Genomic DNA, 21,125 nt, shown 5'->3' with positions numbered 1-21,125 from the left:
TTCTCCGGGTACTCCGAGTCATGTGAACACGTGGGGCAAGAGAGACGACATGGTGGTCCACGGGACCGATCCGTACAACGCCGAGGCTCCGCCGTGCGCCCTGGCCGATCACATCCTCACCCCGCTCGACGCCTTCTACAGCCGCAACCACGGCCCCATCCCGGACCTGGATCCGGGCTCCTGGCGCCTCACCGTGGACGGCCTGGTCGAGCGCCCGCTGACGCTGTCCCTGGAGGACCTGCGCGCCGGGTTCCCCGAGCGCGTCCTGGTGGCGACCCTGCAGTGCGCGGGCAACCGCCGTGCCGCGCTGGCCGAGGTCCGCGACATTCCCGGTGAGGATCCCTGGGGGCCCGGCGCCACCTCCACCGCCCGCTGGAACGGTGTCGGCCTGGCCGACGTCCTCGCGCGCGCCGGGCTGCTCCCCGAGGCCGCGCACATCGCCTTCGCCGCTCCCGACGTCTCCCGGCTCGCCGATCCCGCCCAGCCCTACGGCGCCTCCGTCCCCGTGGCCAAGGCCGTCGGCGGGCAGGTCCTGCTGGCCTGGGCGATGAACGACCGGCCGCTGCCCCCGGCCCACGGCGCCCCGCTCCGCGTCGTGGTCCCCGGCTGGATCGGCGCCCGCAGCGTCAAGTGGCTCCAGCGCGTCACCGCGCGGGAGGAGCCCTCGGACAACTACTTCCAGGCCACGGCCTACCGCCTCCTGCCCGCCGAGGCCGACCCCGCCGACGCGGGGCCCGGTGACGGCATCTCCCTGGGACCCGTCGTCCTCAACACCGCCATCCTGAGCCCCGCCGACGGCGCCCGTACGCGGCCGGGCCCCATCCGGATCACCGGCTACGCCTACGCCGGGGACGGCCGTACCGTCGCCCGCGTCGACGTCTCCCTCGACGGAGGCGGCACCTGGACCCAGGCGGACCTCGGCGAGCAGGTGGGCCCGTGGGCGTGGCGGCACTGGCACGTCACCGCCGACCTGGGGGAGGGCGAGACCGTGATCGTCGCCCGTGCCTGGGACAGCGCCGGGGCCACCCAGCCGGAGTCGCCCCGGCACGTGTGGAATCCCAAGGGGTACGCCAACACCTCCTGGTCCCGCGTCCGCGTCACCTGCGCCCTCTAAAAGGCAGCGTCCGCGTCACCTGCGCTCCTGAAAGACCCTGAAAGCCCTTAAAAGCCACCGGGCGCGCTACGGGCGGGCCAGGTCGCGGCGGAGGTACTCGGCGGTGAACGAGTCCGGCTCGTCGAGGAGGCGCAGCGGCGTGCCCTCGAAGATCACGGTGCCGCCCCGGTCGCCGCCGTCGGGGCCGAGGTCGACGATCCAGTCGGCGTTCTTGATCACGTCGAGGTTGTGCTCGATGACGATGACCGTGTTGCCGCCGTCCACCAGGCTGTCCATGATCTCGATCAGGTGCTCGACGTCCGACATGTGCAGCCCGGTCGTCGGCTCGTCCATCACGTAGACGCTGCTCCTCTTGTGGAGCTCCCCCGCCAGCTTGATCCGCTGGCACTCGCCCCCCGACAGGCTGCTGAGCGGCTGGCCGAGCCTGAGGTAGCCCAGCCCGACCTCCTTCAGCGTCCGCAGGACGCGCAGGGGTTTCGGCTCGGTGAAGAACTCCGCGGCCTCGCCGACCGTCATCTCCAGCACGTCGGAGACGGACCTGCCGCGCAGCGTGTGCCGCAGGACCTCGGGCCGGAACCGCCGCCCCCGGCACACCTCGCACACGGAGGTGATCCCGTCCATGAACGCCAGGTCGGTGTGGATGACCCCGAGGCCCTGGCACCCCGGGCAGGCCCCCTTGGAGTTGAAGCTGAACAGCGCGGGGCTCACCCCGCCCGCGGCGGCGAAGAGCCCGCGTACCTCGTCCATCAGCCCGGTGTAGGTGGCCGGGTTGGACCGGACCGAGGTGCCGACCGCGCTCTGGTCGATCACCACCGCCCCCGGGTGCCCGGCCAGGAACGCCTCGTTGACCAGGCTGCTCTTGCCCGACCCCGCGACCCCGGTGACCACGGTGAGCACCCCGGCGGGGAAGGAGACCGTGACGTCCCTGAGGTTGTGCGCGGTGGCCCCGGCGACGACCAGCGCGCCGGTCGGCTCCCTGAACGAGGTCTTGAGCGGCGGATTGCGGCGCAGGTGCCGCCCGGTGAGGGTGCGGGCCTGCCGCAGGCCCTCGACGCCGCCCTCGTAGACGATCTCGCCGCCGTGCGTCCCGGCGCGCGGCCCGACGTCCACCACGTGGTCGGCGATCTCTATGACGTCGCGGTCGTGCTCGACGACGAGCACGGTGTTGCCCTTGTCCCGCAGCTCCCGCAGCAGCTCGTTCATGCGCGTCACGTCGCGCGGGTGCAGCCCGACGGTCGGCTCGTCGAAGATGTACGTCATGTCGGTCAGGCTGCTGCCCAGGTGCTTGACCATCTTGATCCGCTGCGACTCCCCGCCGGAGAGGGTGGGCGTCGGCCGGTCCAGGCTGAGATACCCCAGGCCGATGGTGACCAGGTGCCGCAGCCGGTCCAGGATCGCCGGGACCATCGTCGCCGCGACCGGGTCGTCGATCCCGGCGACCACGTCGACCAGGTGCCGGACCTCCATCGCGGCCAGCTCGGCGATGTTGCGCCCGCCGATCCGGCAGGCCAGCGTGGTCTGGTTGAGCCTGGCCCCCGCGCACAGCGGGCAGGGCAGCGCCGAGACGAACTCCATCACCGCGTCCCGGTTGGCCCTCTCCTCGATGTCCCGCTTGACGTAGAGCCGGTTGAACTTGTCGATCAGGCCCTCGTACTTCTGCGGGGCCATCCCGGCCTTCGTCTGGAAGGTGACGACGGGCCCGCTGCCGCTCAGCAGCGTGTCCAGCTCGGCGTCGGTGTAGTCCACCAGGGGCTTGTCGTTGTCGAACAGTCCCGAGTAGGCGTACAGGTTCCACTGCCAGCTGCCGACCCGGAAGCCCGGCAGCAGGATCGCGCCCTCGTTGAGCGACTTCGTCCGGTCGAGGGCCAGGTCCAGGTCCAGGGCGATCTTCCGGCCCACCCCTTCGCACTCCGGGCACATCCCGGCGGGGTCGTTGAAGGAGAACGCGTTGGAGTAACCGGCGAACGGCGTGCCGACGCGTGAGTAGAGCAGCCTCAGCAGCGGGTGGATGTCGGTGACGGTGCCGACGGTGGAGCGGGAGTTGCCGCCCAGCCGCCGCTGGCCGACGACGACGGCGGCCGAGAGGTTGCCGATGGCGTCGGCGTCCGGCCGGCCGTAGTGGGGCAGGCGGTTGCGGACGAAGGAGGTGAAGGTCTCGTTGAGCTGGCGCTGTGACTCCGCGGCGATCGTGTCGAAGACGATGGAGGACTTGCCCGACCCCGAGATGCCGGTGAAGACGGTGATCTGCTTCTTGGGGATCTTCAGGGAGACGTTCTTGAGGTTGTTCTCCCGTGCGCCCGTTATCTCGATGTGGCTCATTCCGGGCACGCTAGCCACGGTTTAGGTCAGATCCTGGCCGCGACCGGTGGCATCGTGGACGGCATGGCCGACACCACGGGACGGGTACTGAGACTGCTGTCGCTGCTGCAGGCCCACCGGGAGTGGCCGGGGCCCGAGCTGGCCGGGCGGCTGGGGGTGAGCCCGCGCACGCTCAGGCGCGACGTCGACCGCCTGCGCGAGCTGGGCTACCCCGTGCACGCGACCACCGGCCCGGCCGGGGGGTACCGGCTGGAGGCGGGCACCGCCATGCCGCCGCTGCTCCTCGACGACGAGGAGGCCGTCGCCATCGCGGTGGGCCTGCGGATGGCGGCGAGCGGCACGGTGGCCGGGATCGAGGAGACCTCGGCCCGCGCCCTGGCCAAGCTGGAACAGGTGCTGCCCTCCCGGCTGCGCCTGCGCGTGCACACCCTGCGGTCGCAGACGCAGCCGGTGGCGCCGGTCGGGGCGACGCCCACCGTGGAGGCGGCCACCCTCGCACTGCTGGCCCAGACCTGCCGCGACCGCGAGCGGATCCGCTTCGGCTACCGCCGCCGCGACGGGCGGGAGAGCGGCCGGGTCGCCGACCCGTACCGGCTGGCCTCCACCGGGCGGCGCTGGTATCTCGTGGCGTGGGACACCGGCAGGGAGGACTGGCGGACCTACCGGGTGGACCGGCTCACCTCCCCGCTGGGGACCGGGGTGCGCTTCCCGCCGCGCGAGCCGCCCCCCGGCTACGTCGAGGAGTCGATCGTCGACCCCATCAGCCGCCACCGGGCGGTGGTCGTCGTGCACGCGCCCCTGGCCGTGGTCGCCGAACGCTTCTCCGGGCCCGGCTGGGTGCTGGAGGAGCTGGACGAGCACAGCTGCCTGCTGCGCACCGGCGGCGACTCGCTGGAGTGGCTGGCGCTCACCGTCGGGCAGCTCGGCCTGGACTTCACCGTACGGGAGCCGCCCGAGCTGATCGACCACCTCCGGACGCTGGCCGCCCGCTTTCAGGCCTCGACGGAGCCGCCGCTGCGCCAGTAGACGTTGTCCGCCCGGCTGAGCATGCCCTCCTCGACGAGATAGCGGCGCAGCGCCGCGTAGTCGTCGTGGAAGGCGCGCAGCGCGACGTTGACCTCCTTCTCCGGGTAGCGGACCCCCGGCTCGAAGACCTGGACCACGTAGTCGAGCACGACCAGCTGCTTGTCGCGCTTGGTGGGGATCGCCCGCAGCCGCCCCTCGACGAGGAAGGACTGCAGGACCCTCTCCCCGGGGGAGACCGGGGTGGCGGGCCTGGCCGTGGCGTGCAGCAGCTCACGGAACCGCTCGCGCCGCGCCTCCCACTCGCCGTCCTCACCCCGTACGGCCAGCCCGCCGCGTTCCAGGCGGTCCAGCGCGCGCCTGACCGCCTCCCTGTCGAGGCCGGACTCCTCCGGCTTGTCGCCCAGCACCAGGGCGGCCAGCACCTTCAACGTGTCTTCCTGGTACAGCAGGCCCAGCACCTGCCTGATCGCGTCGTCACTCATCCCGCCATTCTCGCCGGTCCCGCCCGGTGTCCCCACCCCGGAAACGGCCGGGCCGGGGCCGTCAGAGGCGGTTCAGGCCGATGACGTGGACCACCGCGCGGCCCTCCTCGTCGGAGGCGGCGAGGTCCACCTGGGCGTCGATGCCCCAGTCGCCGTCGCCCGCGGGGTCGGAGACGACCTGGCGGACGCGCCAGAACTCCTTCTCCTCCTCGATGCGGAGCAGGCCGGGGCCCCGGGCGTCCGGGCCGGTGCCGATCTCCTCGTGGTCGTCGTAGTAGGCGTCGAGCGCGGCGCCCCAGTCGACGTCGGGGGCCAGCTGCTCCAGCTCCTGCTCGTTCTCCAGGGAGGCGAGCTCGATCAGGCGGAACATCGCGTTGCGGACCAGCACGCGGAACGCGCGGGTGTTGGCGGTGACCGGCCTGGTGCTCTCCTCCAGCGAGGGCGCCTCCACCTCCCCGGTCGGGTTCTGCAGCTGCTCCCACTCGTCCAGGAGGCTGGAGTCGACCTGGCGGACCAGCTCGCCGAGCCACTCGATGAGGTCGACCAGGTCCTCGGTCTTGAGGTGCTCGGGGATGGTCCGCGACAGGGTGCGGTAGGCGTCGGCGAGATAGCGCAGGACGGTGCCCTCGGAGCGGGTCAGCTCGTAGAACTGCACGTAGTCGGCGAAGGTCATCGCCCGCTCGTACATGTCGCGGACGACGCTCTTGGGGCTGACCGTGTAGTCGCCCACCCAGGGGTGGCCGCGCCGGTAGGTCTCGTAGGCGCCCAGCAGCATGTCGGCCAGCGGCATGGGGTACGTGACGTCGTTGAGGAGCTCCATCCGCTCCTCGTACTCGACGCCGTCGGCCTTCATCAGCGCCACCGCCTCGCCGCGCGCCTTCTTGAGCTGCGCCGACAGGATCTGGCGGGGGTCGTCGAGGATGGACTCGATGATCGAGACCATGTCCAGGGCGTAGTTCGGCGACTCCATGTCGAGGAGTTCGAGGGTGGCCAGCGCGAAGGTGGACAGCGCCTGGTTCAGCGCGAAGTCCTCCTGGAGGTCGACGGTGAGGCGGGCCATCCGGCCGTGGTCGTCGGGCTCGTCCAGCTTCTCCACCACGCCCCCGGCCAGCAGCGACCGGTAGATCGCGATGGCCTGGGTGATGTGCCGCCGCTGCCACTTGCGGTCCTCGTGGTTGTCGGTGAGCAGGTGGCGCATGGCCGCGTAGCAGTCGCCGGGGCGGTTGATCACCGCGAGGAGCATGGCGTTGCTCACCTTGAAGCGGGAGTTCAGCGGCTCGGGCTCGGCGGTCTGCAGCTTCTCGAAGGTCTCCTCGCTCCAGCCGACGAAGCCCTCCGGCGGCTTCTTGCGGGCGAACCCCCGTCGTCTCTTGGGATCGTCGCCGATCTTGGCAAGGGCCTTCTCGTTCTCCACGACGTGGTCGGGGGCCTGGCAGACGACGTAGCCGATGGTGTCGAACCCGGCGCGCCCGGCCCGCCCGGCGATCTGGTGGAACTCGCGGGCGCGCAGCCGCCGCACCTTGTTGCCGTCGTACTTCGACAGCGCGGTGAACAGCACGGTCCTGATCGGGACGTTGACGCCGACGCCGAGCGTGTCGGTGCCGCAGATGACCTTCAGCAGGCCAGCCTGGGCGAGGCGTTCCACCAGGCGGCGGTACTTCGGGAGCATCCCGGCGTGGTGCACGCCGATGCCGTGCCGCACCAGCCGGGAGAGCGCCTTGCCGAACCGGGTGGTGAACCGGAAGTGGCCGATCATGGAGGCGATCGCCTCCTTCTCGGCCTTGGTCGACATGTTGATGCTCATCAGCGCCTGCGCCCGCTCCATGGCCGAGGCCTGGGTGAAGTGGACGACGTAGACGGGGTACTGGTTGGTGGTGAGCATCTCCTCCAGCGTCTCGTGGAGGGGGGTCATCCGGTAGGAGTAGACGAGCGGGACCGGGCGCTCGGCGTTCTTCACCACCGCGGTGGGCCTGCCGGTGCGCCGGGTCAGGTCCTCCTCGAACCTGGTGACGTCTCCCAGGGTCGCCGACATCAGGACGAACTGGACGTTCGGCAGCTCCAGGAGCGGCACCTGCCAGGCCCAGCCCCGGTCGGGCTCGGAGTAGAAGTGGAACTCGTCCATCACCACCTGGCCGATGTCGGCCGCGGCGCCGTCGCGCAGCGCGACGTTGGCGAGGATCTCCGCGGTGCAGCAGATGATCGGCGCCCCGGGGTTCACGCTCGCGTCGCCGGTCATCATCCCGACGTTCTCGGTGCCGAACACCGCGCACAGGTCGAAGAACTTCTCCGACACCAGCGCCTTGATCGGCGCGGTGTAGAAGGTGCGCACGTCCCTGGTGAGCGCGGTGAAGTGGGCTCCGGCGGCGACCAGGCTCTTGCCCGAGCCGGTCGGGGTGGCCAGGATCAGGTTGTTTCCCGACACCACCTCGATAAGAGCCTCCTCCTGCGCCGGGTAGAGGGTCAGTCCCCGCTCGGAGTTCCACGCGACGAAGGCGTCGAAGATGGCATCGGGGTCGGCGTCGATCTCTTCTGGCAGGCGGTCTACGAGGCTCACGGTTCAATACTGCCGAAGAACTTGAGGTGGTCGGACCGGAGGCGGCCGTGGATCACCTTACATTCCAGGTCAAGCGCATGACTTTATGCAGTTACGGCCGCTTTTTTCGGCATAAATGCTGATCAAATCAGATGATTCCGCCGTTGACCCGGAGCACCTGCCCGTTGACCCAGCGGGCGGGACCGGCGAGGAAGGCCACGGCCTCGGCGATGTCCGAGGGCTGGCCCAGTCGCTCCAGGGGCGGCTGGGCGGCCAGCCTCGCGACGGTCTCCTCGTCCTTGCCGTCCAGGAAGAGCGCGGTGGCGGTGGGCCCGGGGGCGACGGTGTTGACGGTGACGTCCCTGCCGCGCAGCTCGCGGGCCAGGATGAGCGTGAGGCCCTCGACGGCGCTCTTGGAGGCGACGTAGGCGCCGTAGCCGGGGAAGGCCAGCCCGACGACCGAGGTGGAGAAGGTGATCAGGGCGCCGCCCCGGCGCAGCCTCCTGGCGGCCTGCTGGGCGACGGCGAAGGTGCCGCGTACGTTGACGCGCAGGACGCGGTCCAGCACCTCGAAGTCGAGGTCGGCGACCGGGACGGGCGGGCCCATGATCCCGGCGGCGTGGACGACGACGTCGACGCCGCCGAAGGCCTCCTCGGCCGTGTCGAAGAGCGCGGAGACCTCGGCGGGGTCACCGACGTCGGCCCGTACGGCCAGGCCCTTGCCCCCGGCCGCGGAGGCCTCCTTGGCCGCGGCCCTGCCCTCGGTGTCGTTGCTCGCGTAGTTGACCACGACGGCGTGACCGTCGGCGGCGAGCCGCTCCACGACCTGGCGGCCGATGCCCCGGGAGCCTCCGGTGACGACGGCGACGCGATCCGGTGCGGTGCTCATGATCGATCTCCCTCCGAGAATTTATGTACTCCATGTACATATACATGCTTATGAACACACTGTCCATATATTCTACGGGGCAGGCGAAACCGACAGAGCGGGTGAGGCGGGCATACCGGGCGAGACGGGCGAGGTGCGGCGGGAGGAGCCGGTGAGCGTCAGGCCCACCACGATCGCGCCCGCCCCCAGCAGGGGCGCCACCCCGGGGACGAAACCGGTCACCGTGAGCGTGAGCAGGCCCAGCCCCACCAGCGCGCAGGCCGTGAGCGTCCTGACCGCCCCGCCGGTGTACGGCCCGGTCGCCGGGGGCGTCTCGAACCGGGCGAACCCCCGCAGCAGCGGCCACATCGCCAGGGAGAGCATGATCAGCCAGTGCGGCCAGCCGGACAGCCAGGCCGAGGTGCCCGGCGCGGGGGTGGAGATGCCCAGGCCCACCACGACCACCGAGACGATGACGAACAGCGCGCTCATGTGCCACAGGTAGAGGGTCATCATCCGGCCGCCGGCCCAGCCCAGCGCCCGCGCGACCCCCGGCCACTCCGCGAAGGAGACGATCCACCGGCGCAGCGCCAGCGCCAGCCCGATCTGGCCCACCCCGACCGCGAGCAGCGCGACCGTGGGCGGGGCCATGTTGGAGACGGAGGCCCCCGGCATCCCGATCATGCTGAGCGGGTAGGGGCCGAAGGCCGTCAGCGCCGCGCCCAGGCCGTACCCGGCCAGCGCCATGATCCAGGGGCGGCCCAGCCGCCCGTCGGCGTACAGGAAGCCGAGCTGGTGCACCGCCAGCCAGACCAGCACGATGTTGGGGAAACCGGCGATGTCCAGGCCGCTGGTGAAGCGCAGGACGTCCACCACCACGGCCCCCGCCGCCAGCGCGGCCGGCACCCGCCAGCCGTGGAGCATGTTGAGCCTGAGCATCGGCGTGGTCACCGCCACCGCGACAAGATAGATCGCCAGGAACCACAGCAGCTGCCCGGCCAGCCGCGACGCGGTCAGGACCGGCTGCTCCGGCACGCCGAGCGCGAGAAGCAGGTGGGGCAGGGGCAGCCAGACCGCCGCCAGCGGGATCACCGGCCAGGCCAGGCGGCGCAGGCGCCCCGCGAGCCACGCGGGAGTCGCCTCGCCGCGCCGCGCCGCGCTCCGCCGGCTGATCGCGTTGGCCGCGCCCCCCGCGAAGAACACCACCGGCATCACCTGGCTGATCCACGTGATCATCCACGCGTTCCCCGTGGCCAGCGCGTTGCCGGTGGAGATCCGGCCGTCGGCGAAGGAGAGCAGCGGCATGCTCCAGTGCTGGAGCACCACCAGGGCCATGCCGAACACGCGCAGCATGTCGATGAACGGGTCACGCCCGGCGGGCGCGGACGCCACGCGAGGTGCCGTACGGGATGTCGGGGGCGCTGCCGGACGCACTGCCGGGCCGGGGATCACGGCGGTCAAGGGGATCTCGATTCTCGGGGAGGGCCAGCGAAAATCTCAGGTGTGGCGATACGAGAAGCCTCCCGCCGGGGCCCCGGCGGCGCAGTGACGCGCGCAGCAGTCTTCCCGGCCGATCTCCCCACCACCCCGGGTAGTGCTGGCCCCACCCCGGTATGCGGGCGCGCAGGGTCGAACGAGGGGCCCGGTACTCGTAGCGTGGGCGGCATGAGAACCCTCCTCAGCCGCATCGGCACCGACACCCGCTACCTGGTCGTGGGCTTCCCGCTCTCCATCATCTGGTTCGCCCTGATGGTGATCGGCTTCGCGGCGGGGACCGGCACCGCCGCCGTGTTCGTGGGACTGCCCGTGCTCGCGACGACCCTCCTGGTGGCCAGGGGCTTCGCGGACGTCGAGCGTCGCTGGCTGCCGGAGGTGCTCGGCCGCCCGGTCGCCCGGCCGAGATACCAGCCCGCCCCGGAGAACGCGGGATGGTTCCGCAGGATGATCAACCCGTTCACCAGCGGCCAGTCGTGGCTCGACCTGCTCTACGGCATCGTGGCCTTCCCGATCTCCATCATCACCTTCGTGCTGGCGGTGGTCTGGTGGATCGGGTCGATCGCGGGCCTCACCTACCCGCTCTACGGGTGGATCGTCTACGCCATCCCCGGCAACGACGGCGGACTCGGCACGCTCCTCGGCCTGGGCGGCGGCCTGTGGATCGACGTGATCATCAACACCACCATCGGCGTGCTCTTCGCCCTCACCCTCCCGGTGATCGTGCGGGGTGCCGCGCTCGTCCAGGCCGGGCTCGGCAGGGCCATGCTGACCGGGGTGGCCGAGCTGCACGACCGCATCGACGACCTGGCCGAGGGCCGGGCCGCCGCGGTGTCGGCCGAGGCCAACGCGCTGCGCAGGCTGGAGCGCGACATCCACGACGGGCCGCAGCAGCGCCTGGTCTCCCTGGCCATGGACCTGTCGCGGGCCCAGCGCCAGCTCAAGCGCGACCCGGGGGCCGTCGAGCAGATGCTCGGCGAGGCGATCACCTCCACCCGCGAGACCCTGGACGAGCTGCGCGCCCTCTCGCGCGGCATCGCCCCGCCGATCCTCAGCGACCGCGGCCTGGCCCCGGCGCTCGCCGCGCTCGCCGGCCGCTGCACCGTCCCCGTCGAGCTGGACGTCCAGGTGCTGGGGCGCTTCTCCGCCGCCGTGGAGAACACCGTCTACTTCGTCGTCGCCGAGTCCCTCACCAACATCGCCAAGCACAGCCAGGCCACGATCTGCACCGTGACGCTGAGCAGGACGGGTGACTTTCTCATGCTGACGATCGGGGATGATGGGGTTGGCGGCGCCCATGTCGCCAAGGGGCATGGCCTGTCGGGTCTCGGCGACCGCCTGAAGGCGGTGGACGGCGAGCTGGCGGTCGACTCACCCGTCGGAGGGCCGACGGTCATAGTGGCGGAGGTTCCGTGCGGGTAGTTGTGGCCGATGACGCGGTGCTCATCAGGGAAGGCCTGATCAGGCTCCTGGAGGAGTTCGGCTGCCAGGTGGTCGCGGCGGTGGGGGACGGCGACCGGCTGGTGGAGGCCGTCGCCGAGCACCGGCCCGACGTCTCGGTGGTGGACGTGCGGATGCCGCCCGGCTTCACCGACGAGGGGCTGCGGGCGGCGGTGGAGGCGCGCCGGAGGGTTCCCGGCACGCCGGTGCTGATCCTGTCCCAGTACGTGGAGGTGTCCTATGCCGACGACCTGCTCGCCGACGCCAGGGGCGCGGTGGGATACCTGCTCAAGGACCGCGTCGTCGACGTGGACGACTTCATGGGGGGCCTGCGCACGGTCGCGGCCGGAGGCACGGTCTTCGACCCCCAGGTGGTGGCACAGCTGATGGTGCGACGCCGCAGGGACGACCCCCTCGCCCAGCTCACCCCGCGAGAGCGCGAGGTGCTCGGCCTGATGGCCGAGGGCAGGTCCAACCCGGCCATCGGCCGCCAGCTGGTGGTGAGCGACGGGGCCGTGGAGAAGCACATCCGCAGCATCTTCGCCAAGCTCGGCCTGTACGCCGAGGACGGCGACCAGCACCGCCGCGTCCTCGCGGTCCTGGCCTACCTGCGCTCCTGACCCGCGCGCCCCGTTCCCGTACGGGCGCCCGCGTTCCCGACCGCGAGGAGGAACAGTGATCTCGGTCTTCGGCAGTGCCAACATGGATCTCGTGGCCTACGTCGACGTGGTTCCCGCGCTCGGCGAGACCGTGACGGGCCGCTCCTTCGACACGGTCCCCGGCGGCAAGGGCGCCAACCAGGCCGTCGCCGCCGCGCGGGCGGGCGCCAGGGTCGTCTTTCTCGGGGCCGTGGGCGACGACGCCTTCGGGGCCGAGCTGCGGCGTACGCTCACCGGGGCGGGGGTCGACGCGACGCGATTGCGCATGGTCCCCGGTCCCTCGGGCGTCGCCCAGATCGTGGTGGACGGCGACGGCGGCAACTCGATCATCGTGGTCCCCGGCGCCAACGGGACCGTGACCGCTCCCTCGGAGGCCGAGATCGAGGTCATCTCCCGCTCCGACATGCTGCTGTTGCAGCTGGAGCTTCCCATCGAGGCCGTCACCGCCGCCGCCAGGGCCGCCCGTGCGGCCGGGACGACGGTGGTCCTCACCCCCGCGCCCGTCCAGCCGCTCCCGGCCGAGCTGCTGGAGGCCGTGGACATCCTGGTGGCCAACGAGCACGAGGCCGCCGCGATCACCGGCCTGGCCGACCACGAGCGCGCCCTGGAGAAGCTGAGGGGCACGGTCGGCTGGGTGATCATCACGCTGGGGTCGCGCGGCGCGCTCTCCGCCTCGGGCGACGGGCCCGCCGTGCGCGTCGAGGCCCCCAGGGTGCCCGTGGTGGACACCACGGCCGCGGGCGACACCTTCGTGGGCGCCCTCGCCGCGGCCCGCGTCGAGCGGCAGCCCGCCGACCGGGCCGTCCGCTTCGCCACCGCCGCCGCGGGACTGTCCGTCCAGCGCGCGGGTGCCAGCACCTCGATGCCCACCCGCGCCGAGATCGACCGGAGCCTCGCCGGAGCCTGAGACCGGCACGCCGGTGGGTGTCCCGGGCGCGACGCCCCTCGGCCGGGGGCCCTGACGAGAACGGGTGACCCGAGGGCCCGCTCCCGGGCGGGCGCGGCGCCCCGGTGACCGGGGCGTGGCCGCGCCGGGAGACGGAGGATCGTCTAGCCGCCGATCAGGGACGTCTCCGACAGCGTGAGCAGGAACGCTCCGGCGGCGAGCAGCGCGATCGGCCAGGACCTGCTGATGGCGGACCAGATCGCGGCGGCCAGGAAACAGACCAGGGCGAGCAGCACGAGAACGTCCACGAGAATCCTCCAAGGGGGGTCATCCCCAGACGATCATCGTCCGGGGCAAGCCCTCACTGCCCCGCGACCAGGGGAGGTAACACGCGACGCTCCTGTTTCACCGGACGGACGATTTTCCCCACCCTCTTTATGACGATATTTCCGTCTATGCCCCTTCCCAGAGAGCCGCGGCGGCCTCGGCGCAGGCGATGTCCTGGGAAACGGTGCCGCCACTGACGCCGACCGCGCCCACCACCCGGCCCGCCCCGGACCCCCCGAGCGGTACGCCACCGCCGAAGCACACGTACCGGTCACCGGCCAGGCCGTACAGCTCGCCTCCCGGCAGGACCAGCGGCGCGAGGTCGGCGGTCGGCATGCGGTGGGCCACCGCGGTGTAGGCCTTGCCGGGGGCGAGGACGGGCCCGGTGATCCGCGCGCCGTCCATCCGCTGGAACGCGACCAGGTGCCCGCCCGCGTCGACCACGGCCACCGAGACGAGCGCGCCCTCCCGCGCGGCCTGCCTCACCGCGGCCTCACACATGCGCAGCGCGAGTTCCAGGTTCACCGCTCTCCCCACCGTCTCGAAACCGTCTCGAAGGTCGTCGGCGAGGTCGTCGGCGTGGACGGCCGGGCGCGCGTGCGCGGTTCGGGTGCTGCGAGGTGTCATAACGATGCGACGCCCGCGCGGGCCCTTCGGAGGACCGGCGCGAGCCGGAACCGCCGTCCCGCGAGGGAAGTGACACCGCGAGGCGACATTCCGACGATGCCTACCAAGAGTGATGTTCGTCGTACTTCGAGTTACGATCTCGTCACCGGCGGGATCGCCGAGGTGTCGTCCCGGTGGTTCCGGCGGTCCCGGTGACCCCGGCGATCCCGACGGTTTCAACGGGGGGTTTCGACGGGGGGAGAGGCATGCACAGTCACAACCGCGCGAGCGTCGTTCACCAGCTCAGGTACGCGCTCGGCCATCCGGGGCGGATCCCCAGGCACCTGAGACGGCTGACCAGGAACACGTGGCTGCGCCTGGGCAACCGCGACCACATCTCCTACTACCGGGCCGTCATGAGGTCCGACACCGCGCGCAGCCCGCACGCGGCCGTGGGCAGCAGGTCGTACCGGCGCTGGGTCGCCCTGGGGAAGATGCAGTTCGACTATCTCGTGCGGCACGGCCTGAGGCCCGAGCACCGCCTGCTGGAGATCGGCTGCGGCAACCTGCGGGCCGGGCGCCTGTTCATCGGCTATCTCGACCCGGGAAACTACTACGGCCTCGACATCTCCCCGGACATCCTGGTCGCCGCCCAGGAGACCCTCCTCACCTACGACCTGCGCGACAGGTTCCCGCACCTCCTGCCGGTCGAGGACCTGCGCTTCACCGCGCTGCCCGACCGGGCGTTCGACGTCGTCCACGCCCACAGCGTCTTCTCCCACTCCCCGCTCCACGTCATCGAGGAGTGCTTCCGCGGCGTCGGCCGGATCGTACGGCCGGGGGGCTGGTTCGACTTCACCTTCGACCGTACCGAGGGCAGGGAGCACCACGTCCTGCGCGAGGACTTCTACTACCGCGCCGAGACCCTGCTCGACCTGGCCGCCGAGTGCGGGCTCCGGGCGACGCTCATGGACGACTGGGAGCGGCTTCCCCACCGGCAGTCCAAGATCCGCATCACCTTCCCGGGGCCGGAGGAGTCAGGGGAGCACGCCGTACGGGACCTCGACCGGCCGGTAGAGCCCGTAAAGGCCGTGGAGGCCGTGGAGGCCGTACGGGAGCACGCGCGGCCCGGCACCGAGCGGGATCCCGCGCTCGCGGGGGAGGGGAGGGGGCACGCGCGGCCCTGAGCGGGGCGCCGGATTCCGGGAAGATCCCTGGAGGGGATCTCGGATAGGATCTGGCGCCGCGCACGACTGATCTGGAGGGGCCGATGCGGGTCCACGACCTGTCCGCCGGGAGCGACGTGCTGGCCCGCGCGCACGACGTGGCCCGCGCGGCGACGCGGATCCACGGCCTGCCCGACGCCGAGGTCACCCTGGTCAACGTGTCCGAGAACGCCACCTACCGGGTGGACGACCCGGCCACGGGGACGCGGTCCATCCTGCGGGTGCACCGGCTCGGCTACCACTCCACCCCGGCGATCCTGTCCGAGCTGGCCTGGCTGGAGGCGCTCCGCGAGCAGGCCGGGGTCCGCACCCCCCGGGTGATCCCGGCTCCCGGCGGTTCCCGGGTGCTGACCGTTCCCGGCCCCGAGCCGCGCGACTGTGTGATGTTCGAGTTCCTGCCCGGTGCCGAGCCGTCCCTGGACGACCCGGTGCCCGGGTTCGAGCGGCTCGGCGCCCTCACGGCGCGGATGCACCGGCACGCGCGCGGCTGGTCCCCGCCCGAGGGGTTCACCCGTTTCCACTGGGATCACGACGCGGCTCTCGGCGCCGAGTCGCGGTGGGGCCGCTGGCAGGACGGCCCGGGGATGGACGCCGAGGCGCGGGCCGTGCTGGGGCGGCTGGACAAGGAGCTGCGCGAGCGGCTGCACCGCTTCGGCCGGGGCCCCGATCGCTACGGCCTGATCCACGCCGACCTGCGCGCCGCCAACCTGCTCGTGGAGGGCGAGAACCCGCCCTGCGTCATCGACTTCGACGACTGCGGCTTCGGCTGGTACCTCTACGACCTGGCCGCGGCGGTCAGCTTCGTCGAGCACCGCCCCGAGGTCCCCGAGCTGGCCGACGCGTGGGTGCGGGGCTACCGGACCGTCCTGGACCTCCCGGCCGGGGACGAGGCCGAGATCTGGACGTTCGTGATGTTCCGCCGCCTGCTGCTGGTCGCCTGGATCGGCACCCACACCGGCGCCGACATCGCCGCCGAACTCGGCTCCGGCTATACCGAGGGCACCTGCGAGCTGGCCGAACGCTATCTCGGCGGCGCGCTCCGCTGACCCCGCCGGTCGTTTGTGCTCTTTGTCTCGCGCGGGCGGTGGTCGGCGGTATTCGTGCACGGGGTGTCCGGAGGCGTGGCGCACGGTGATCGCGCATCGGGAAATCGCTCCTACCCGCCCGGGTCCCGGGGATAGGGGAGGGCGAATACGAGACGGCACGCGCGCATCACCGTGTGTGTAACGGATATTCGGATAACGGGATTCTCCCGGACGGGGACGCCGCCTTACCGGCTGTGATTTTCCCGTTCCCGGTTCCGAATCCGGAATGTTTTCCGGCGCCCCCGCCGCCGCCTCGATCGAGGGCGTACGGGGGTCAGGACTTCAGCTCGCGCCTGATGTCCTCGTCGTCCGGGGCCAGCTCCAGCGCGCGGGTGAGATCGGCGACCGCCTCCTCGTCGCGTCCGGCGGCGCGCAGCGCCATCGCCCGGTTGAACAGCAGGGCGGGGTCGTCCCCGGCGTCGAGGGCCCGGGTGAAGTCCGCGACGGCGCCCCCGGGGTCGCCGGTCTCGAACGCCAGGAGCCCCCGGTTCGCCCAGGCCGCGGCCAGCGAGGGGGCGAGCTCCAGCGCCCGGTCGAAGGCGGTGCGCGCCCTGTCGTAGTGGCCCTCGGCGGTCTCCACCTGGCCCAGCGCGCACAGCAGGTACGGGTTGGCGGGATCGATGGCCAGCCCGCGCTCCGCGTCCGCCCTGGCCTCGGCGTACTCGCCGAGCGCGGCCAGCAGCCCCGCCCGGTTGGCCAGGCCGTCCACGAACTCCGGATCCAGCTCCAGCGCGTGGTTCAGGTCGGCGAGCGCGCCCCGGTGGTCACCCGCGGAGAAACGGATCTCGGCCCGGTTGTAGTAGGGCTCGGGGAAGGGAGGGCCGACCCGCATGGCCGTCTCGTAGTCGGCGACCGCCGCGTCCATCCGGCCCAGCCGGTGCAGCAGGTTGCCCCGGTCGATGTAGTAGTCGGGGTAGCCGGGGTCGGCCGCGATCACCGCGTCCAGGTCCTCCAGCGCCTCCTCGGGACGGCCCAGCATCACGGCGAGCTGCGCCCTGTTGGCCAGCAGCACCAGCCGGTGGATCGGGTGCTCGCCGGGCCGCAGGTCGCGGTCGGCGAGGGCGACGGCCTCCTGGACCAGCTCCAGCGCCCTGGTGGGACGGCCCCGGCGCACCTCCACCAGTGCCCGGCCGTTGAGGTCGAACCCCAGCTTGAACGCCCGTTCGCGCGGGTCGGGCAGCAGCGAGGAGATGGCGATCGCCTGGTTCACCAGCGCCAGCGCGGCGCCGGGGTCGCGCCGGGCCCGGTCGCGGTGGCGGACCTTCAGCATCCCGGTGGCGTAGGCGGCCGAGGCGTGGACGGCAGGGGAGACGCTCTCGCGCCTGGCCAGGTCGAACAGGGCCTCCGACTCGTCCTCGCGGCCCAGCGCGGCCAGCGCGGTCGCGGTGCTGTGCAGGAGCCGCCACCACGTTTCCTCGTCGCTGTTGTCGCCGGGCTCGGCGAGACGCAGGGCGCGCTCGCCGAGATCCACCACGGCGTCGTGGTAGCCCTCGTCCAGGCACCACCGCACCGCGAACAGGAACGCCTCCACCGCCTTCGACGGGTCGCCGCCGCGCTCGCGGTGGTACGGGATCGCTCCAAGCCGCGCGCCGATCGTCCCCTCCCTCTCCAGCTCGCCGGCGAGGGCGTCGTGCCGTTCCGCGTCGAGCCGCTCCTCGGGGACGGCCCGCTCGCGGGTCACCACGGTGAGCAGCTCCCCGGGGACGCGGCGCCGCAGCACCGTCAGGAGCTCCAGATCGGTGGGGTCGGCCAGGTCGACGTTCTCGACGACCAGCGTGCGGGGGCCGGTTTCGGACAGGTGCTCACGGGCGAACTCGGCCAGGCCGTTAGCCAGGCGCAGCGTGCGGCGCGGCGCGTGCACCAGGATCCGTTCCGCGCCGGGCAGGCTCGCGGCCACCGACCGGCGCCGGGCGGGGATCAGGTCGCGCAGGTCGGGCGCCACGGCACGCAGCTCGATGTCGTAGCGGGCGACGAGCTCGGGCCGGGCGGCGGGCAGCAGGGCGGCGACGATCGCGCTCCCGGCCGTGTACGGCCCGCGCAGGCGCCGGTCCGCGTCCACCACGGGCAGTGGCGGTGCGGGAGGAGACGGGTTTCCCTGTGGGTGCGGTCCCCGACTCACCGTGCTCCTTTAACTCGATTAGCTGATATTTGATGATATATGACTACGCCAGGGAGCCGGCGCCCGCCCCGGGACGCCGGTTCTGCGATTCCGTCTCAGCCGACGTGCTTAGGACTGGCGGTGCCGCTGAGTGCGATGGTGCCGGGCTTGTGAACAATAATGCGCTTCATTATCGGCCTTCCTCGCGAATAAGAACAAATTGCAAGTATTCGCAGTAATCGCCCATACTGACAAGATCTATTTTCTATCGTGGCCGGATCCGGACAACCCTATGGACAGCCGCCGCGCGGTGGTGTTGCCGAAACCGAGCCGGTATCGTCGTGCGCCCGCGTCGTGGCGGTGCCGTACCGAAGTCGTACGCGCCGAGAGCGGTTCCCGCGATGAGTGGGACCCTGGTGCGATGAGAGAACCGAGGAGCCGCTGGGCGGACATCGCGGGGGACGACGCCGGGGAGCGGTACGCGGAGAGGTTCGCCCGGCTGGCCGAGTCGGGGGCGGACACGCACGGCGAGGCGCGGTTGTGCGCGGAGCTGCTGCCGCCGGGGGCACGGGTGCTGGACGCCGGATGCGGCACCGGGCGGGTGGCGATCCGGCTGGCCGAGCTGGGATACGACTGCGTGGGCGTCGACCTCGACGCGTCCATGCTCGCCGTCGCCCGGCGGGCCGCGCCCCGGCTGCCCTGGATCCTGGCCGATCTCAGCGACCTCGGTGACCTCGGTGATCTCGGCGGCCCTGAGGACGCCGGTGGTCCTGTGCCGCTCACGGACCGGGCGGATCACGCCGTACGGAAGGGTGAGTCCTTCGACATGGTCGTCGCCGCGGGCAACGTCATCCCGCTGCTCGCCCCCGGGACCGAGGCGCGGGCCGTCGCGGGGCTCGCGGCGCTGCTGCGGCCCGGCGGGCTGCTGGTGAGCGGGTTCGGGCTGGACGCCGCGCACCTCCCGCTCGCCTCGGCGACGGTCAGCCTGGCGGACTACGACGGCTGGTGCCGGGCGTCGGGACTCGTCCCGCTGCGGCGCCTGGCGACGTGGGACGGCAGGCCCTACGACGGCGGCGGATACGCGGTGAGCGTGCACGCGCGCACCCCGGGCTGACGGGGCTCGCGGGAGTAGTAACTTCGTCCCATGCGACTGGGCGTTCTCGACATCGGTTCCAACACGGTCCATCTGCTGGTGATGGACGCGCATCGGGGGGCCCGGCCGCTGCCAGCGTACTCCCACAAGGTGGACCTGAGGCTCTCCGAGCACATGGACGACGGCGACCGCCTGTCCGCGCGGGGCGCCGCGCGGCTGCAGGGGTTCGTCGAGGAGGCGCTGCGGCTCGCCGAGGACAAGGGCGTCGAGGACCTCATGGCCTTCGCGACGTCCGCGGTCAGGGAGTCGGTGAACGGCGAGGAGGTCCTCGCCAAGATCAAGTCCGACACGCAGGTCGACATCGAGGTGCTGTCCGGCCAGGACGAGGCGAGGCTGACGTTCCTGGCCGTGCGCCGCTGGTTCGGGTGGTCGTCCGGGAGGCTGCTCGTGCTGGACATCGGCGGAGGGTCGCTGGAGATCGCCTCGGGCATCGACGAGCAGCCCGACGCGGCGGTGTCGCTCCCGCTGGGCGCGGGCCGCCTCACCCGCGACTGCTTCACCGCCGACCCGCCGCCCGCCGACGAGGTACGGGCCCTGCGCAGGCACGTACGGGCCGAGATCGCCCGCACGGTGGGCAACGTGTCCCGGTACGGCCAGGCCGACCACGCGGTGGCGACGTCCAAGACGTTCAGGCAGCTCGCCAGGATCGCCGGGGCCGCGCCCTCGAACGAGGGGCCGTCCGTGCGCCGGGTGCTCAGGCACGCGGACCTGGTCGCGTGGACCGACCGGCTGAACAGGATGAGCACGAGGGAGCGGGCCGCGCTGCCCGGCGTCTCCGAGGCGCGGGCGCCGCAGCTGCCGGCCGGGGCGATCGTCGCCGACGCCGCGATGGACCTGTTCGGGGTGACCCAGCTGGAGGTGTGCCCCTGGGCGCTGCGCGAGGGAGTCATCCTGCGACGGCTGGACGCGATGCCCGAACGGTGAGGTTTACCAGGGCGTTCACCGGTAAGAGCGGGTAGTTATGAACAGCCCTCAGGCTCACGTGGAAGGTGCCGCTCACAAAGCGGCCAACAGTCAGACGCTCGACAAGCTGGCACGGGTCGGCATGGCCTGCCGGGGCGTCCTCTACGGCTTGATCGGTTTCCTCGCCCTGCAGATCGCCTTCGGCGGGGGAAGCGGCGGCAAGGAGGCCGACAAGACCGGTGCGATCGAGACGGTGGCCGAGCAGCCGTTCGGCACGTTCCTGCTCTGGCTCATGGTCGTCGGGTTCGCCGCGCTGGTCGTCTGGCAGCTGTCGGAGGCCATCATCGGCCGGGGACGGACCAAGGACCGGGTGGAGTCGGGCGCGCGGGTCGCGGTCTACGCGCTGATCGTGGCCACGCTGCTCGGCGTGCTGCTGCGCGGCGACCCCGGTGCCTCGATGGACAGCCAGTCGAAGGACATCACGGCCATGCTGATGGACCTGCCCCTCGGGCAGTTCATCGTGGGCCTGGTGGGCCTGGGCCTGATCGGCCTGGGGGCCTACTGGATCCGCCAGGGCTGGAAGAAGGAGTTCCTCAAGGACCTGCGTACCGGCGAGATGCCCGCGAGGGCTCGTCAGCTGGCCGAGAAGTTCGGCATGGCCGGTTACATCGCCCGGGGCGTGATCGCCGCGGTCGCCGGTGTCTTCGTCATCCAGGCCGCGGTCACCTACGACCCCGACAAGGCCAAGGGCATCGACTCGACGCTGCGCTCGCTGGCCGAGACCCCGGCCGGTCCGTGGCTGCTCGGTGTCGTCGCGATCGGTCTGCTGCTGTTCGCGGTCTACTGTTTCTTCGAGGCTCGCTGGCACCGCGTGTGACGGATGGAACCGCACGGTACGCCAGGTGC

The 21,125-nt window shown here is 71.8% G+C and carries 18 protein-coding genes; 10 read left to right on the top strand and 8 right to left on the bottom strand.

The genetic code is table 11. The features are described from left to right. Positions 1 to 49: 49 nt before the first annotated feature. A complete protein-coding gene (locus tag ACW9TB_RS13440; protein WP_472748326.1) occupies positions 50 to 1,114 on the top strand; it encodes a sulfite oxidase in 1,065 nt (354 codons plus the stop codon). A 66-nt stretch (positions 1,115 to 1,180) separates the two neighbouring features. On the opposite strand, the gene ACW9TB_RS13435 is transcribed toward ACW9TB_RS13440, so the two are convergent. After that, complete coding sequence (locus ACW9TB_RS13435; protein ID WP_472748325.1) at positions 1,181 to 3,433, bottom strand: ATP-binding cassette domain-containing protein; 2,253 nt, start codon at positions 3,431 to 3,433, stop codon at positions 1,181 to 1,183. 63 nt (positions 3,434 to 3,496) lie between these two features. On the opposite strand from ACW9TB_RS13435, the gene ACW9TB_RS13430 reads away from it, so the two are divergent. Continuing rightward, positions 3,497 to 4,459, top strand: a complete 963-nt coding sequence (locus ACW9TB_RS13430; RefSeq protein ID WP_472748324.1) for a helix-turn-helix transcriptional regulator — start codon at positions 3,497 to 3,499, stop codon at positions 4,457 to 4,459. Here the strand turns inward: ACW9TB_RS13430 and ACW9TB_RS13425 are convergent. The 4 genes from ACW9TB_RS13425 to ACW9TB_RS13410 form a co-directional block, all read right to left on the bottom strand. Continuing rightward, positions 4,426 to 4,941: a DUF2087 domain-containing protein gene (locus tag ACW9TB_RS13425; protein ID WP_472748323.1), complete on the bottom strand. Its 516-nt coding sequence runs from the start codon at positions 4,939 to 4,941 to the stop codon at positions 4,426 to 4,428. The two genes, ACW9TB_RS13430 and ACW9TB_RS13425, sit on opposite strands and share 34 nt — an antisense overlap. A gap of 61 nt (positions 4,942 to 5,002) precedes the next feature. Continuing rightward, positions 5,003 to 7,495, bottom strand: a complete 2,493-nt coding sequence (locus tag ACW9TB_RS13420; RefSeq protein ID WP_472748322.1) for a DEAD/DEAH box helicase — start codon at positions 7,493 to 7,495, stop codon at positions 5,003 to 5,005. Positions 7,496 to 7,622: 127 nt separating this feature from the next. Continuing rightward, positions 7,623 to 8,363, bottom strand: a complete 741-nt coding sequence (locus ACW9TB_RS13415) for an SDR family oxidoreductase (RefSeq protein WP_472748321.1) — start codon at positions 8,361 to 8,363, stop codon at positions 7,623 to 7,625. A gap of 72 nt (positions 8,364 to 8,435) precedes the next feature. Further along, on the bottom strand, positions 8,436 to 9,734 hold the full coding sequence (locus tag ACW9TB_RS13410) for an acyltransferase family protein (protein WP_472748320.1): 1,299 nt from the start codon (positions 9,732 to 9,734) through the stop codon (positions 8,436 to 8,438). Positions 9,735 to 10,007: 273 nt separating this feature from the next. Between ACW9TB_RS13410 and ACW9TB_RS13405 the strand changes: the two genes are divergently transcribed. From ACW9TB_RS13405 to rbsK, 3 genes are read left to right on the top strand one after another with little or no spacing between them, the layout of a single operon-like run. Beyond that, positions 10,008 to 11,258, top strand: coding sequence for a sensor histidine kinase (locus tag ACW9TB_RS13405; protein WP_472748319.1), 1,251 nt, complete (start codon positions 10,008 to 10,010; stop codon positions 11,256 to 11,258). Further along, positions 11,249 to 11,896, top strand: a complete 648-nt coding sequence (locus tag ACW9TB_RS13400; protein ID WP_344918654.1) for a response regulator transcription factor — start codon at positions 11,249 to 11,251, stop codon at positions 11,894 to 11,896. The genes ACW9TB_RS13405 and ACW9TB_RS13400 overlap by 10 nt, the downstream gene beginning before the upstream one ends. Positions 11,897 to 11,951: 55 nt before the next feature. Further along, positions 11,952 to 12,842 (top strand): ribokinase, encoded by an 891-nt coding sequence (gene rbsK / locus ACW9TB_RS13395; protein WP_472748318.1) that lies wholly within the window; start codon positions 11,952 to 11,954, stop codon positions 12,840 to 12,842. 143 nt (positions 12,843 to 12,985) lie between these two features. On the opposite strand, the gene ACW9TB_RS13390 is transcribed toward rbsK, so the two are convergent. Further along, positions 12,986 to 13,129 (bottom strand): hypothetical protein, encoded by a 144-nt coding sequence (locus tag ACW9TB_RS13390; RefSeq protein ID WP_472748317.1) that lies wholly within the window; start codon positions 13,127 to 13,129, stop codon positions 12,986 to 12,988. Between the two features lie 145 nt (positions 13,130 to 13,274). After that, positions 13,275 to 13,775, bottom strand: a complete 501-nt coding sequence (locus ACW9TB_RS13385) for a GlcG/HbpS family heme-binding protein (RefSeq protein ID WP_472748316.1) — start codon at positions 13,773 to 13,775, stop codon at positions 13,275 to 13,277. Positions 13,776 to 14,020: 245 nt separating this feature from the next. Here ACW9TB_RS13385 and ACW9TB_RS13380 point away from each other — a divergent pair, with 245 nt between their 5' ends. Together ACW9TB_RS13380 and ACW9TB_RS13375 are read left to right on the top strand one after the other, a co-directional pair. Further along, positions 14,021 to 14,941 (top strand): class I SAM-dependent DNA methyltransferase, encoded by a 921-nt coding sequence (locus tag ACW9TB_RS13380; RefSeq protein WP_472748315.1) that lies wholly within the window; start codon positions 14,021 to 14,023, stop codon positions 14,939 to 14,941. 83 nt (positions 14,942 to 15,024) lie between these two features. Next, entirely contained in the window at positions 15,025 to 16,026 is a 1,002-nt protein-coding gene (locus tag ACW9TB_RS13375) for a phosphotransferase enzyme family protein (RefSeq protein WP_472748314.1), read from the top strand. 313 nt (positions 16,027 to 16,339) lie between these two features. Here ACW9TB_RS13375 and ACW9TB_RS13370 read toward each other — a convergent pair whose 3' ends face one another. Continuing rightward, a complete protein-coding gene (locus ACW9TB_RS13370) occupies positions 16,340 to 18,124 on the bottom strand; it encodes a tetratricopeptide repeat protein (RefSeq protein ID WP_472748313.1) in 1,785 nt (594 codons plus the stop codon). Between the two features lie 460 nt (positions 18,125 to 18,584). On the opposite strand from ACW9TB_RS13370, the gene ACW9TB_RS13365 reads away from it, so the two are divergent. The 3 genes from ACW9TB_RS13365 to ACW9TB_RS13355 are packed head-to-tail and all read left to right on the top strand — an operon-like array spanning position 18,585 to position 21,096. Continuing rightward, positions 18,585 to 19,277, top strand: coding sequence for a class I SAM-dependent methyltransferase (locus ACW9TB_RS13365; RefSeq protein WP_472748312.1), 693 nt, complete (start codon positions 18,585 to 18,587; stop codon positions 19,275 to 19,277). Between the two features lie 30 nt (positions 19,278 to 19,307). Next, positions 19,308 to 20,240: a Ppx/GppA phosphatase family protein gene (locus ACW9TB_RS13360; protein ID WP_472748311.1), complete on the top strand. Its 933-nt coding sequence runs from the start codon at positions 19,308 to 19,310 to the stop codon at positions 20,238 to 20,240. A 37-nt stretch (positions 20,241 to 20,277) separates the two neighbouring features. Beyond that, positions 20,278 to 21,096 carry a DUF1206 domain-containing protein gene (locus ACW9TB_RS13355; protein WP_472748310.1) on the top strand — a complete coding sequence of 273 codons (819 nt, stop codon included), beginning with the start codon at positions 20,278 to 20,280 and terminating at the stop codon, positions 21,094 to 21,096. Positions 21,097 to 21,125 lie beyond the last annotated feature (29 nt).

The organism is Streptosporangium sp. H13245 (assembly GCF_055690525.1).
Note: the sequence above shows the minus strand (reverse complement) of the source record. Positions and strands in the feature narration are given on the sequence as shown.